This window comes from Shewanella livingstonensis, assembly GCF_003855395.1.
In the GTDB taxonomy this organism is placed as follows: Bacteria; Pseudomonadota; Gammaproteobacteria; order Enterobacterales; family Shewanellaceae; genus Shewanella; species Shewanella livingstonensis.
Genome location: NZ_CP034015.1, coordinates 398,401 through 413,564, shown reverse-complemented (window position 1 = coordinate 413,564; position 15,164 = coordinate 398,401). Strand labels below are relative to the sequence as shown.

12 protein-coding genes, 4 tRNA genes and 1 pseudogene are annotated in these 15,164 nt (G+C 41.5%); 3 read left to right on the top strand and 14 right to left on the bottom strand.

Annotation, left to right across the window (positions count from 1 at the left end):
• Positions 1 to 5 precede the first annotated feature (5 nt).
• The 12 genes from rpoB to EGC82_RS01840 form a co-directional block, all read right to left on the bottom strand.
• Positions 6 to 4,037, bottom strand: coding sequence for a DNA-directed RNA polymerase subunit beta (gene rpoB / locus EGC82_RS01895; protein WP_124729268.1), 4,032 nt, complete (start codon positions 4,035 to 4,037; stop codon positions 6 to 8).
• Positions 4,038 to 4,271: 234 nt separating this feature from the next.
• Positions 4,272 to 4,637: a 50S ribosomal protein L7/L12 gene (rplL, locus tag EGC82_RS01890; RefSeq protein WP_124729267.1), complete on the bottom strand. Its 366-nt coding sequence runs from the start codon at positions 4,635 to 4,637 to the stop codon at positions 4,272 to 4,274.
• A 54-nt stretch (positions 4,638 to 4,691) separates the two neighbouring features.
• Positions 4,692 to 5,192 (bottom strand): 50S ribosomal protein L10, encoded by a 501-nt coding sequence (rplJ, locus tag EGC82_RS01885; RefSeq protein ID WP_124729266.1) that lies wholly within the window; start codon positions 5,190 to 5,192, stop codon positions 4,692 to 4,694.
• A gap of 274 nt (positions 5,193 to 5,466) precedes the next feature.
• The gene (gene rplA / locus EGC82_RS01880) at positions 5,467 to 6,168 is read right to left on the bottom strand and encodes a 50S ribosomal protein L1 (protein WP_124729265.1); all 702 of its coding nucleotides are present in this window, start codon (positions 6,166 to 6,168) and stop codon (positions 5,467 to 5,469) included.
• 4 nt (positions 6,169 to 6,172) lie between these two features.
• The gene (gene rplK / locus EGC82_RS01875) at positions 6,173 to 6,601 is read right to left on the bottom strand and encodes a 50S ribosomal protein L11 (RefSeq protein ID WP_124729264.1); all 429 of its coding nucleotides are present in this window, start codon (positions 6,599 to 6,601) and stop codon (positions 6,173 to 6,175) included.
• A gap of 127 nt (positions 6,602 to 6,728) precedes the next feature.
• Positions 6,729 to 7,280 carry a transcription termination/antitermination protein NusG gene (gene nusG / locus EGC82_RS01870; protein WP_124729263.1) on the bottom strand — a complete coding sequence of 184 codons (552 nt, stop codon included), beginning with the start codon at positions 7,278 to 7,280 and terminating at the stop codon, positions 6,729 to 6,731.
• Positions 7,281 to 7,290: 10 nt separating this feature from the next.
• Positions 7,291 to 7,662 carry a preprotein translocase subunit SecE gene (secE, locus tag EGC82_RS01865; RefSeq protein ID WP_124729262.1) on the bottom strand — a complete coding sequence of 124 codons (372 nt, stop codon included), beginning with the start codon at positions 7,660 to 7,662 and terminating at the stop codon, positions 7,291 to 7,293.
• Positions 7,663 to 7,930: 268 nt separating this feature from the next.
• Positions 7,931 to 9,115, bottom strand: coding sequence for an elongation factor Tu (gene tuf / locus EGC82_RS01860; protein ID WP_124729261.1), 1,185 nt, complete (start codon positions 9,113 to 9,115; stop codon positions 7,931 to 7,933).
• Positions 9,116 to 9,230: 115 nt separating this feature from the next.
• Positions 9,231 to 9,306: transfer RNA gene (locus tag EGC82_RS01855), tRNA-Ile, on the bottom strand.
• A gap of 9 nt (positions 9,307 to 9,315) precedes the next feature.
• A tRNA-Gly gene (locus EGC82_RS01850) sits at positions 9,316 to 9,389 on the bottom strand.
• 34 nt (positions 9,390 to 9,423) lie between these two features.
• Positions 9,424 to 9,508, bottom strand: a tRNA-Tyr gene (locus EGC82_RS01845).
• A 7-nt stretch (positions 9,509 to 9,515) separates the two neighbouring features.
• Positions 9,516 to 9,591 (bottom strand) — tRNA-Thr (locus EGC82_RS01840).
• 223 nt (positions 9,592 to 9,814) lie between these two features.
• Here EGC82_RS01840 and coaA point away from each other — a divergent pair.
• Positions 9,815 to 10,765, top strand: coding sequence for a type I pantothenate kinase (gene coaA, locus EGC82_RS01835; RefSeq protein ID WP_124729260.1), 951 nt, complete (start codon positions 9,815 to 9,817; stop codon positions 10,763 to 10,765).
• Positions 10,766 to 10,801: 36 nt separating this feature from the next.
• Here the strand turns inward: coaA and birA are convergent, their stop codons facing one another.
• On the bottom strand, positions 10,802 to 11,764 hold the full coding sequence (gene birA / locus EGC82_RS01830) for a bifunctional biotin--[acetyl-CoA-carboxylase] ligase/biotin operon repressor BirA (RefSeq protein WP_124729259.1): 963 nt from the start codon (positions 11,762 to 11,764) through the stop codon (positions 10,802 to 10,804).
• Positions 11,761 to 12,777 (bottom strand): UDP-N-acetylmuramate dehydrogenase, encoded by a 1,017-nt coding sequence (gene murB / locus EGC82_RS01825; protein ID WP_124729258.1) that lies wholly within the window; start codon positions 12,775 to 12,777, stop codon positions 11,761 to 11,763. Before murB ends, birA begins: the two co-directional genes overlap by 4 nt.
• Positions 12,778 to 13,105: 328 nt before the next feature.
• On the opposite strand from murB, the pseudogene EGC82_RS01820 reads away from it, so the two are divergent.
• Positions 13,106 to 14,087 (top strand): annotated as a pseudogene (locus EGC82_RS01820) (IS630 family transposase).
• A gap of 15 nt (positions 14,088 to 14,102) precedes the next feature.
• Entirely contained in the window at positions 14,103 to 15,074 is a 972-nt protein-coding gene (locus EGC82_RS01815) for an IS1595 family transposase (protein ID WP_124729257.1), read from the top strand.
• Positions 15,075 to 15,164 lie beyond the last annotated feature (90 nt).

Here is a 15,164-nt window from a genome sequence, read left to right as displayed (position 1 = left end):
GATGCTTACTCTTGGTCCAACTCGATATTAATACCAAGTGAACGAATTTCCTTCAACAATACGTTGAAGGATTCAGGCATGCCAGGTTGCATCTGATGGTTACCGTCGACGATGCTTTTATACATCTGAGTACGACCGTTAACATCATCTGACTTAACTGTTAGCATTTCTTGTAGAGTATAAGCAGCACCGTATGCTTCAAGTGCCCACACTTCCATCTCACCGAAACGCTGACCACCGAATTGAGCTTTACCGCCCAATGGTTGTTGAGTCACTAAGCTGTACGAACCCGTAGAACGAGCGTGCATCTTGTCATCAACTAAGTGGTTCAATTTAAGCATATACATGTAACCAACGGTTACTTTACGCTCAAATTCGTTACCGGTACGGCCGTCACATAATGTCAACTGGCCAGACTCAGGTAAGCCTGCAAGAGCAAGCATTTGCTTGATCTCTTTCTCTTTAGCACCGTCGAATGCTGGTGTCGCAATTGGAATACCACCTTTAAGGTTGGTCGCCAAACGCACCACTTCATCATCAGTGAACGAATCGATATCAACGCGCTGAAGCACGTCATCACCTAATTCATAAACTTGCTTGATGTAATCACGAAGCACAGCAATTTCACGCTGCTCTTCAAGCATTGCGGTAATCTTATTACCAATACCTTTCGCAGCGGCGCCCATGTGGACTTCAAGTACCTGACCGATGTTCATACGCGATGGTACGCCCAATGGGTTAAGTACGATGTCTACAGGGTTACCTTCATGATCGTATGGCATATCTTCAACTGGACAAATCTTCGAGATAACACCTTTGTTACCATGACGACCCGCCATCTTATCACCAGGCTGAATAGTACGTTTAACTGCAAGGTAAACCTTAACAATCTTCAGTACGCCAGGAGCTAAGTCATCACCTTGGGTGATCTTACGACGCTTAATTTCAAACTTTTTATCAAAGTCAGCTTTTAGCTCTTCGTGCTGTTCAGCTAACTGCTCTAATTCAGTTTGTTTAGTTTCATCGTCGATAACTTGAATCAATACGTCTTTACGTGGGATCTCAGCTAACTTAGCTTCAGAGTAACCTACAGACAGTAACAAGTTACGTGCACGGCCCAATACGCCTTCTTCAAGGATCTTGAACTCTTCACCTAAGTCTTTACGAGCTTGGCGAACATGCATGTCTTCAATTTCAAGCGCACGTTTGTCTTTATCAACGCCGTCACGGGTGAACACCTGTACGTCGATGATGGTGCCTTTCACTGAGTTAGGAACACGTAATGAACTGTCCTTAACATCAGACGCTTTTTCACCAAAAATTGCTCGGAGTAGCTTCTCTTCTGGGGTTAGCTGTGTTTCACCTTTTGGTGTCACTTTACCCACAAGAATGTCGCCACCCTTCACTTCTGCACCAATATAAACGATACCTGATTCATCTAATTTAGATAAAGCAGACTCACCTACGTTTGGAATGTCAGCCGTGATTTCTTCGCTACCCAATTTAGTATCACGAGCAATACACGAAAGCTCTTGAATATGGATAGTAGTAAATCGATCTTCTTGCGCAACGCGCTCAGAAATTAAGATCGAATCTTCGAAGTTATAACCGTTCCAAGGCATGAACGCGATACGCATGTTCTGACCAAGAGCCAAATCACCTAAATCGGTAGATGGACCATCAGCCAATACATCACCACGAACCACTGGTTCACCAACAGAACAGCAAGGACGTTGGTTAATACAAGTGTTTTGGTTTGAACGGGTATATTTAGTTAAGTTATAAATGTCGATACCGGCTTCGCCTGCGCGTAACTCATCTTCATTTACTTTAACAACGATACGGCTAGCATCAACATAGTCAACCACACCACCACGTTTAGCGACAACAACTACACCAGAGTCAACAGCAAGAGTACGTTCAATACCCGTTCCGACTAATGGCTTATCAGCGCGTAGTGTAGGAACCGCTTGACGTTGCATGTTTGCACCCATCAATGCGCGGTTAGCATCATCGTGTTCTAAGAACGGAATTAATGATGCCGCAACAGAAATAATCTGCTGTGGTGATACATCCATGTACTGAACGTCTGCTGCACGCATAAAGGTTGATTCACCTTTGTGACGACAAGCAATTTGCTCTTCAGCCATACGACCATTTGCATCAACTTCGATGTTCGCCTGAGCGATCACATAACGGCCTTCTTCGATTGCTGATAAGTATTCAACTTCATCAGTAATCACACCATCAACCACTTTGCGATAAGGTGTTTCTAGGAAACCATACGAGTTAGTGCGTGCAAAACTTGCTAACGAGTTGATTAGACCAATGTTTGGACCTTCTGGAGTCTCAATTGGACATAAACGACCGTAGTGAGTTGGATGTACGTCACGAACTTCAAAACCTGCACGCTCACGAGTCAAACCACCAGGGCCAAGCGCAGAAATACGACGCTTATGCGTTACTTCTGATAGCGGGTTGTTTTGATCCATAAACTGTGACAACTGTGAAGAACCAAAGAATTCTTTCACTGCAGCAGAAATTGGCTTCGCGTTAATCAAGTCTTGTGGCATCAGCTCGTTTAAATCGCCTAAAGATAGACGCTCACGAACAGCACGCTCAACACGGACTAAACCAACACGGAACTGGTTTTCAGCCATTTCACCGACACTACGAATACGACGGTTACCTAAATGGTCAATATCATCGACCTCATCGTCACCGTTACGGATTTCAATGATTTTCTTCATCACTGCTACGATGTCATCTTTTGACAACACACCAGTTCCTTCATCTTCAGCAATCTCAAGACGACGGTTGAACTTCATACGACCTACTTTAGATAAGTCATAACGTTCTTCACTGAAGAATAGGTTTTGGAATAAACCTTCAGCAGCATCTTTAGTTGGTGGCTCACCAGGACGCATCATACGATAGATTTCAACTAACGCTTCTAAGCGGTTAGTCGTTGAATCAATACGTAATGTGTCAGCAATATAAGCACCATGATCAAGATCATTAATAAATAAAGTATCAATTCTCTTAATACCAGCAAGTGATAACTTAGCTAAATCTTCTAAGGTAATCTCACTGTTTGCGGTGACTAATACTTCACCAGTATCTTCATCTATATAGTCTTGTGCAGCATACTTACCAACAATATAATCTACTGGTACTTCTAGCTCAGTAGTGTTGGTTTTTTCAAGTTGCTTAATGTGACGCGCTGTAATGCGACGACCCGCTTCAACTAATAAAGAGCCTTCGGCATCTTTAATGTCGTAACCGGCAGTCTCACCACGTAAACGGTCAGGCACAAGTGACATGACTAATGAGTCTTTCTTAATATTAAACTCAATACGCTCGAAGAATAAATCGAGGATATCTTGAGTTGAATATTCAAGCGCTCGTAAAATGATAGTAGCCGGTAATTTACGACGACGGTCAATACGAACGAATAGAGCATCTTTAGGATCAAATTCAAAATCAAGCCATGAACCACGGTAAGGAATAATACGTGCGTTATACAGCACCTTACCAGAAGAGTGGGTTTTACCACGGTCATGATCAAAGAATACACCTGGAGAACGGTGTAACTGAGACACGATTACACGCTCAGTACCGTTAATAACGAACGTTCCGTTATCAGTCATCAATGGGATATCACCCATATAGACTTCTTGCTCTTTAATATCTTTAACAGTGCCAGCAGCAGCTTCACGGTCAAACAACACCATGCGCAATTTAACGCGAAGTGGAGCCGAATAAGTAACACCGCGGATCTGACATTCTTTCACATCAAAAACTGGCTCACCTAGTTTGTAACTGACATATTGCAGCTCAGAATAACCAGAAAAGCTCTTGATAGGAAAAACGCTACGGAATGCAGCTTCAAAGCCACGCTCACCCGTAGGGTCTTGATCGGTGAACTTCTTAAAAGAGTCTAACTGGATAGACAATAAATAAGGGATGTCCAAAACTTTTGGACGCTTACCAAAGTCTTTGCGAATACGCTTCTTTTCAGAATAGGAGTAAACCATGGGTTTCCTCTGCTTACGAGATGTGACCAAGACTGAAATAATATAATTAAATCAGCACGTTTGCCCATCACCGTTGATGGCAAGAACCTAACCAGTAATCTCTGCTAGGGACTGCTAAAACTGGCGACAAACGGTGAAAAAAAATCGCCTGCGCATAGAGCGCAAAAAAGGCCGACGGTTAAAAAACCGCCAGCCTTCACCCAATTACTTGGGTGATGCAAGCTATACTATAGCTTACTTAACTTCAACAGAAGCACCAGCAGCTTCTAGAGTTTCTTTAAGAGTTGCTGCTTCTTCTTTAGAAACCGCTTCTTTAACAGCGATTGGCGAAGACTCAGACATAGTCTTAGCTTCTTTTAGGCCTAAACCTGTAGCGCTACGAAGAGCTTTAATAACTGCTACTTTGTTTTCGCCATGTGAAGTAAGGATAACGTCGAATTCTGTTTGCTCTTCAGCAGCAACAGCAGCATCGCCACCAGAAACTACTGCAGCAGCAGCAGAAACGCCGAATTTCTCTTCCATTGCTTCGATTAGTTCAACAACTTCCATTACAGACATTGCTGCGAAAGCTTCTAAGATTTGGTCTTTAGTGATAGACATTAGAAATATTTCCTATTGTTCTGAATTCAATTTTATTAAGCTGCCTGCTTAAAATTAAGCGGCGTCTTGTTTTTGATCGCGAAGGGCGGCCAATGTACGAACGAATTTGCCAGCAGATGCTTCTTTCATAGTCATCATCAACTGAGCTAGTGCTTCGTTGTAAGTTGGTAGTTTCGCTAAACGATCAATATCAGCTGCAGGGATAAACATCCCTTCGAAAGCTGCACCTTTAACTTCAAATTTTGCTTGTCCCTTAGCGAAGTCTTTTAAAAGACGCGCTGCTGCACCTGGGTGCTCTAGAGAAAAAGCTATCAAAGTTGGGCCAGTGAACGTTTCTGCTAGGCACTCAAAAGCTGTACCTTCAACTGCACGACGAGCAAGTGTGTTACGTACTACACGTACAAACACACCATTTTCGCGAGCAGCTTTACGCAGACCGGTCATAGCACCTACAGTCACGCCGCGTGAATCGGCAACAACTGCAGAAAGTGCACCTTTGGCAGCTTCGTTGACTTCAGCAACAATTGCCTTTTTGTCTTCGAGTCTTAATGCCATTGGCTTTACTCCTGGATTCTACCTAGGGAATTCCCTAGTATTTACCAAATTAAACACGTATGTGCTTAATTACTTACGGTGCAGATTTCCAGTAAAAAAAATTTAGCTGGGGCCTGACACCGTCTACGCTGGAAATTAAGTTAATCTTACAATTAACACCTGCGGTCTTGGACGGAAACCGACTCAATTATGCAAAAACGATAACGTTATTGTATAAAAGCGGCTTCAACCCACAAAGTGCGCACATTATAGACTAATATGCGCGCTTTGTATATTACTTCGCTTCTTCCAGAGAACCCTGGTCGATAGCAACACCTGCACCCATAGTGGTAGAGATGCTAATCTTTTTCACGTAAATGCCTTTAGCAACTGCAGGCTTAGCCTTTTTCAGTGCTGACACTAACGATTCTAAGTTTTCTTTCAACTGTTCAGTAGTAAATGTAACTTTACCGATAGTTGTATGGATAATACCATTTTTGTCGTTTCTATAACGAACTTGACCGGCTTTGGCATTCTTAACTGCTTCAGCAACGTTTGGCGTTACTGTTCCAGTTTTAGGGTTAGGCATTAAACCGCGTGGGCCTAAAATTTGACCTAACATACCAACAACGCGCATTGCATCTGGAGATGCGATAACAACGTCAAAGTTCATTTCGCCAGCTTTAACTTGTGCCGCTAAATCTTCCATACCCACAAGTTCTGCGCCAGCAGCTTTAGCCGCTTCAGCGTTAGCACCTTGAGTGAATACAGCAACACGAACGTCACGACCAGTACCATGTGGAAGTACAGTAGCACCACGCACGTTTTGATCTGATTTACGAGGATCGATACCTAGGTTAACAGCAACGTCAACACTTTCTACGAATTTAGCAGTCGCTAATTCTTTTAAAAGTGTTACAGCTTCGCTAATGTCATACTGTTTTGTTACATCAACTTTTTCGCGAATAACGCGTCCGCGCTTAGTTAGCTTTGCCATTATATTAATCCTCTACTACCAAACCCATTGAACGTGCAGTACCTTCAATTGAGCGAATCATCGCTTCAATATCAGCACCAGTCATATCAGCGGCTTTAGATTCAGCAATTTCCTGAACAGCGCTACGCTTGATAGTTCCTACTTTTTGAGTATTAGGACGACCAGAACCTGATTTCAGACCTGCTGCTTTAAGCAGTAGGAAAGATGCAGGTGGAGTCTTAGTTTCAAAAGTGAAAGAACGGTCACTATATACAGTGATAACAACAGGAATCGGCATACCTTTCTCGAACTTTTCAGTACGAGCGTTGAATGCTTTACAGAATTCCATGATGTTCACACCTTTTTGACCTAAAGCAGGACCAACTGGTGGAGACGGGTTTGCAGCACCGGCTGCTACTTGTAGCTTAATATAAGCTTCAATTTTCTTTGCCATGTCGACATTTCCTCAATATGGGTTCAAACGCATCTTGGCGACATGCCAATACGCTCCCCTGAAACAACGGGTGCGGATTATATAAAAAACCGCGCCCGCAAACAATATTTATTTGTAGTTAATTTAATCAGCTTTTTTCAACCTGATGAAAATCTAACTCTACTGGTGTTGAACGGCCGAAAATCATCACAGAAACCTTAATGCGGTTCTTTTCGTAATCGACTTCTTCGATTGTTCCGTTAAAGTCTGCAAATGGACCGTCACAAACACGAACCACTTCACCAGGCTCATACATAATACGATGAGTTGGAGATTCAACAGTATCCTGAAGTCGTTGTAAAATAGCGTCAGCTTCTTTGTCTGAAATAGGTGCTGGACGATCTGATGTACCACCAATAAAGCCCATTACACGAGGAATACTTTTGACTAGGTGCCAGCTATCATCATTCATTTCCATCTGGACCAGTACGTAACCAGGAAAAAACTTACGTTCGCTTTTACGACGTTGTCCTGCACGCATTTCCACAACTTCTTCAGTTGGAACTAATATCTCGCCGAAGAATTCTTCCATATTGTGCATTTTGATATGTTCAAGCAGTGTTTTAAGCACACGGCCTTCATAGCCAGAAAAGGCTTGGATCACATACCATCTTTTTTTTGCTTCTGTAACTTCAGTCATTTTCAGATGCCTATACGCCAGTAATTAAATTGACTACTCGTAATAATACCGCATCAAATCCCCAAAGGATTAATGCCATTACTGCAGTAGCTGCAAGTACAATAAAGGTTGTGTTTAGCGCCTCTTGGCGAGTTGGCCAAACGACTTTACGCACTTCAATATGGGCTTCTCTAGCAAAAGATTGTGCCTGCTTACCCTTGCTTGTCTGCAGCGCAATGATACCTGCAATAGCGAAGGCAATTATTACCCCAGCAACACGAGCTACAACATTAACATCTGCATAAAATTGATTGCCTATAACAGCAGTAGCAATTAGCAATGCAGCTACGCCCCACTTAACGATATCCAAAGAGTTACTCTGGTTTTCAGTATTTGTTGTCATCGGTTAATTCCGTTACTCACTACGACCTGGGCTTAGCTTGGTAAACAACATATTTACCAAATCCGCATTTCCGAACTTTCCCAGAAAATGCATAAGCACAGGGTCAAAAATCGGCCATAGATTGTATTCTTATTCAGCTTTGTTCGCAACAATACAGGTAAAGTAAGCGTAACAAATCAATCAAAAAATCAATTTTTAGTACAAACTTCACCTGAAAAACAAAAAAGGAAGCCGAAGCTTCCTTTTTCAGTGTTCACTAAACTCGCTATTACGCGATAATTTTAGCCACAACACCTGCACCAACTGTACGGCCACCTTCACGGATAGCAAAACGTAAACCGTCGTCCATCGCGATTGGGTAAATCAAAGTAACAACCATCTTGATGTTATCACCAGGCATAACCATTTCTACGCCTTCTGGTAACTCAATTGTGCCTGTTACGTCTGTGGTACGGAAGAAGAACTGTGGGCGGTAACCTTTGAAGAATGGAGTATGACGTCCGCCTTCTTCTTTTGATAACACATACACTTCTGATTCGAATGTTGTGTGTGGGTTAATTGAACCAGGCTTAGCTAGTACTTGACCACGTTCAACGTCATCACGCTTAGTTCCGCGTAATAACACACCACAGTTTTCGCCAGCACGACCTTCGTCAAGTAGCTTGCGGAACATTTCTACACCAGTACACGTTGTTTTAGTTGTTGGACGAACACCAACAATTTCAACTTCGTCTGATATGCGAACGATACCACGTTCAACACGACCTGTTACCACTGTACCACGACCTGAAATCGAGAAAACGTCTTCGATTGGTAGTAGGAATGGCTTGTCGATGTCACGAGCTGGTTCTGGAATATAAGTATCTAGGGCTTCTGCAAGCTCAAGAATTTTAGCTTCCCACTCTGGCTGGCCTTCTAGTGCCTTAAGAGCTGAACCTTGAATTACTGGTAAATCATCACCTGGGAAGTCGTATTCTGAAAGAAGCTCACGCACTTCCATTTCTACTAATTCTAGTAATTCTTCGTCATCTACCATGTCACACTTGTTCATGAATACGATGATGAAAGGTACGCCTACTTGACGTGAAAGCAAAATGTGCTCACGAGTCTGTGGCATTGGGCCATCTGTAGCAGCAACTACTAAGATTGCGCCGTCCATCTGTGCAGCACCGGTAATCATGTTTTTAACATAATCCGCGTGACCTGGACAATCTACGTGTGCGTAGTGACGGATTGGTGTGTCATATTCGATGTGAGAAGTATTAATTGTAATACCGCGCTCACGCTCTTCTGGAGCGTTATCGATTTGTGCGAAGTTTTTAACTTCACCACCATAAGTTTTAGACAAAACGGCAGAAATTGCTGCTGTTAAAGTTGTTTTACCATGGTCAACGTGACCGATGGTGCCCACGTTTACATGGGGCTTGTTACGTTCAAATTTAGCTTTTGCCATGGTATTGCCTCAGTCCAATTATCTTGGTGATGAAAACACATATAGTAAAAATCCGATGCATAAGAATGACATCGAATCGATTATTTAGGGTTAGGAAGTTTATTCATGAACAAGCTGGTGTTGGTAAGCAGATTCGCACTGCCGACCTCACCCTTATTCAGGGTGCGCTCTACCAACGGAGCCATATCAGCGAACAAATTTGGAGCGGATGGCGGGAATCGAACCCGCGTTATCAGCTTGGAAGGCTGGAGTAATACCATTATACGACATCCGCGCAACCTATTTAGGCTACCTAACTACCTAGAAAATGGTGGAGGGAGAAGGATTCGAACCTTCGAAGGCTGAGCCGTCAGATTTACAGTCTGATCCCTTTGGCCACTCGGGAACCCCTCCAGAAAAATGGTGCCGGCACCAAGAGTCGAACTCGGGACCTACTGATTACAAGTCAGTTGCTCTACCAACTGAGCTATGCCGGCGCATCATTTCGGGTTCGGATATTAGGTAAATGTGCACCGGAGTGCAAGAGTAAAATGATAAAAAACCAAAAAAAAGTTTCAAATGACGCTTTTTTAGACTCGTTTTAACTGAAAAGTGTAATTTGTAGGCAAATGTAATTAATGATGAACACAAATGAAGACCAAACTATTGTCGCCATTTATTCGATAGTGTAATGTGCCTGACCAACCTAGAGGAATGGTTATGAACCCAATTAACTCAATACAAGATGCACTCTACTTTGCTTTTCAGCGCGAGCATTGGGCTGAATTACGCAAATCTGTGCCACTCACATTGAGTCAGGCTGAATTAGAAAACCTGCGTGGTATGAATGAGAAGCTGTCTTTAGATGAAGTCACTGACATTTACCTTCCTCTCAGTCGTTTGCTGAATTTATTTGTCGGCTCTAAACAACAGCGCGGGCTTGTCCTTGATAAGTTTCTCGAGCAAAAGGCATCTCCAGGACCTTATATTATTAGCATTGCTGGAAGCGTTGCCGTAGGTAAGAGTACTACAGCACGTATATTACAAACATTACTACAACGTTGGCCTGAACATCCTAAAGTTGATTTGGTCACCACTGATGGCTTTTTATATCCATTAGCGGACCTCAAGCGCAAAGGGTTGCTGCAACGTAAAGGCTTTCCTGAAAGTTATGATATGAAAATGTTGGTCGAGTTCATTGCGGCCGTCAAAGCTGGCAATAAAGAGATTCTTGCACCACTGTATTCGCATGTGACTTACGATAGATGTCACGATGAACATCAAGCTATTCGACAGCCTGATATTTTAATTCTGGAAGGATTAAATGTTCTGCAGACAGGTTTAGATACACCAATAGACACAAGAAGGCCATTTGTATCAGACTTTGTCGACTTCTCTATTTATGTTGATGCTGATGAGTCTTTATTGAAAGAGTGGTATAAGCAGCGCTTCTTACAATTTAGGAAGGGCGCATTTAGTGATCCAAACTCATTTTTCCATCATTACTCCACTCTCACAGATGATGAGGCTAACGTGATTGCAGCGAACATTTGGGACACGATTAACGGACCAAATTTATCATTAAATATTCAACCAACACGTGAACGCGCTCATCTAATTTTACAAAAAGGGCCAAAGCACTTAATGGACCGAGTTTTACTTAGAAAATAATAACATATGAGCCTATAACTAGGCTCATGCATACCTCTACGTTACTGCCCTAAGACTAATTTCACCACCAAGGTAATGTTTAATACCTTGTTCAGTTTCAAGCAATAAAGCCCCTTGTTCATCAATCCCCCGGCAAACTCCATTCACTAGATTTGGTGCCATTAGCAGAGAGACTTCACGATTAACAAATATATCAAACTCATTCCAACGATCTAAAAAAGCCGCTAACCCCTGCTGTTCGAATAACTGTAAATCCGCTTTAAGGGTTTTATGCAGTTGAATCAATAACTCGGTTTTATCGGGCATAATGATCTGACTAGATAAATCACTCCATGGCTGGTCAATAAGCTCACCTTGCTCTACAGACATACTCATATTAATACCAAAACCAATAACAAGTTTAGTTTTTTGTACTGATGAATGGGATATTTCTACTAAAATTCCAGCTAATTTCTTATGATCGAGATAAATATCATTAGGCCATTTTAATCCTAATCCTTCAACACCAAAATCAGATAAGACCTTAACAATAGAGCAGCCAATGACTAAACTTAAGCCACTTGCATGACTAATATCATTGTTTAAACACCAAAACATTGAAGCATAAATATGGTGTCCATAAGGTGATAGCCACTGTCGGCCCCTTCTACCTCGGCCTGCCGATTGGTATTCAGCGACGCAAATATCACCAGATTTTAATTCAGACGCATGTCCAAGCATAAAAGCATTAGTGCTGGTCGTTTCATCAAAATAAAAACAGCGACTATCAACATTATTAACAAGATGTGATTCATTCACTAAGGATACTGGAGTCGCTAATTTATAACCTCTTCCCTTTACGCTATATATTTCGATTCCATAATCTTTTAATGCATCAATATGTTGATTTATGGCTGCACGAGTAAGCGATAAAGACTGCGCAATAACCTCACCTGAAACAAAATACTCATGATGCAAACAGGCTAAAATTTGACGTTTACGAGACCAATGTTCATTCATTTTATATCTATCTCCCCAACTGAACCCATGACCCTAGGTTCGGGTTGTAGTATGACCCCAAACTTGTCGAAAACCATCTCAATGATGTATAGCGCTAATTGACACACTTGTTTACCTGTTGCGTTGCCTAAGTTGACTAACACCAAAGCTTGTTCTTGATGAACGGCTGCATCACCTATATGGAAGCCTTTTAAACCGACATAATCGATTAACCAACCTGCAGCAAGTTTATATTGACCATCAACTTGTTGATAAGCGACCAGATCAGTAAAACGAAGTTTGAGTTGATTATAGGCCTTAGTTGACACTAGCGGATTTTTGAAAAAACTACCGACATTGCCTAATACCTTAGGATCTGGCAATTTTGATTGGCGTGTGTGGCAGACGCAATCAAATATCTGCTTGGCTGTGACTGTCGATGGGTCAAAGTGTTGCAAAGGTCCATAATCTATTACAGGCACCCAATGCTTAGCCAATTTCAGTGTAACCTCGGTAATTACGGCTAAATTATTGAGTTGTTTTTTAAAAATAGACTCACGATATCCAAAATCACATTGTTGGTTGTTAAAACGAACCAAGTGTCCTGTATCAAGTTGCAAAAACTCTATCTCGTAACAGAATCGATTAAATTCAACACCATAGGCACCAATGTTTTGAATCGGTGCCGCACCTACAGTTCCAGGGATCAGGGCCATATTTTCTAAGCCATCAATCTGTTTTTGCAAACAGGACTCAACTAGGTTATGCCAATTTTCGCCAGCTTGAATGGTTATATATTGATAATCATCATCTGCAGTAAACTGTATCCCTTTTGTAGAGACTTTTACGACAGTGCCATCATAATCTTCAGTAAAAACCAAATTACTGCCGCCGCCAAGTACTAACATAGGTAACTCTTGTTTATACAAGTTATTACAAATATCAATGAGTTCAGCTTTGCTCGTCACTTCAACAAGTGAATTGCAATTCTGCTGAAGAGCAAAGGTATTAAACGCTACCAAAGATATAGACATAGAAAATCAACTTTATAAAGAATGCGGTTATTGTAACAGGGAAGATAACTTTAAATTAGTTTGTTTCTATTTAAAAAAGTAGGTTATTTAAGGTGAATTTGATTTAATAGAACAAATAAAAGTATTCTCATAAGTTGCAAAACAAATCAGTTCTGGTCGATCTACGATCTATAGATATTAGTTTGTTAAATATACGAAATAACCAATAATACCAATCCGTATTAAATTATGATCTAATACATTCATCATTTTCAAATTATTCTATTCTGTGAAAAATTACACATCTATTGAACTCGTTAAATTATCAACGTCAGAAAAAGACGCCCGTATGCGTATTCGCATTTTGGCAGTCTCTTGCTTCTTAGAATGTCACAATCGCGCTCAAGTTGCTCGCAAACTAACGGCTAGTCGTCGCAGTGTCAATGAATGGGTTAAAAACTACTTAAATTCTCGCATTGATGGTTTGAAAGCCAACATGATCTCGACAAATGCACATAAACTCGGTGAACAGCAAAAGCAGGTTCTCTATCAATATATCGACGAATTAAGCCGCTCCGAACTAGGTGGACGATTAACGAGTATAGACACTCAATCCTATATAGAACAGCAGCTTGGCATCCATTATCATCTAAACCATGTGTATGAAATATTGAAAACATTGGATTACAAGTCGCTCTAAGCACCCAAAACAATCCTTAGAAGCTCATGCAGATTTTAAAAAAATCATTTCTAAAACGATCGCAACGATCCCTGTTTATATCCCTTTAGACACTGTCGATATTTGGTCTCAAGATGAAGCTCGATTTGGCCAGCAAAATACAACGACCAAACTGTGGGCGCTAAAAGGCTCTAGATCCAGAGCTATAAAGCAGCAACAAGTTGAATATGCTTATCTATTTGGGGCAGTCTGCCCAGCAACGGGGGCAACAGAAGCTTTGGTCACTCCCTTTGTTAATAGGGCGGCTATGTGGCAACACTTGAAGCAAATTTCAAAAGCAAACCATTCGGATAGATATGCTCTTGTTATCATAGATGGCGCGGGCTTGCATACGGATGATATAGCTAAAGATTTTAGTCATTTATTGGTCCTCAAATTACCACCCTATTCTCCAGAGCTAAATCCAATAGAACAGGTATGGCAATGGCTAAGGCATCACTGTTTAGCAAATAGGTGTTTTGATGGTTATAACGATATCGTTGAGCAGTGTTGCAGTGCTTGGAATACGTTTATTCAGTACAAGGACAGGGTGAAAAGTTTTGGCGCTGTTGTAGGTAAATGTTGTCTATACTTAATGAGTGAAGCTAACTGATTGAGGGTAAAGGAAATGAAAGCAAAATTATTTGTGAGTAAACTTAACCAGATAACAAAAGCACTTATCTTTATGACTCCAGCTCAGAGAGAGGTAGTTCACCAGTCAATTCAAGCATTAGATACCGAAATCCCTATAGATGAGCTGTTCCAACCACTTTTTGATTCAAAATCGCAGTGTCCACACTGCGATTCAAGCCAGTTCAAAAAGTGGGGGAAAGCAGGTGGAGTACAACGATATCGCTGCAATAGCTGCTGTAAAACGTTTAACAACAAGACTAATACCCCGCTAGCTAGGCTGCATAAGAGCTGCATTTGGGTCGAGTATGCCCACTGTATGGCGTTGCGGTTAACGCTGAGGCAGGCGGCTAGAGTCTGTGGTATTAATCTTAAAACAGCCTTTTTATGGCGACATCGATTTCTTCAGGCTCAGGCAGGGAAAAATGATGACAAACTATCGGGCATTATCGAGGTTGATGAATTCTTTCTTGCCTATTCTGAAAAAGGTAATAAAACACTCGGTTCAGGTCAAAAAGCCAGAAAGCGCGGTGGTGATATTGATAAACGTACTAAAGAAGGCCAAGTTGCGGTGCTTCTTTCCATTGACCGCAGTAAACACATGATAGCGCCAATTTTATCTGCTGATACGTCTTCAGAAATATCCATTAATCTTACTGAAAACATTGAAGAAAATTCAGTGCTTTGCAGCGATGGTGCATGGGCATATGTGAAGATAGCCAAACTAAAGCACTGTGACCATAAGCGATTGATAAATGGGAAAATCAGAGTGATGGATAATATTTATCACATTCAGACTGTCAATGGTGCAATAGCGAATTTTAAAGCCTGGGTAAACGGAAGTATGAAGGGAGTAGCTACAAAATATTTATCGAATTATCTCGCTTGGTTTAAGGAAAGCAGCGCAAAGCTAAATAAACGGCAAATACTGTTGTCCGCTTACGGTAGACAACAGTATTATGGAACATAGCCAAAGTTTTGTACAAGAGACTGGGCTAATACGGGCAAAGTCTAATGCGGATTGGTATAAAAATACATATTTCGAGTTGAACCTATGCAG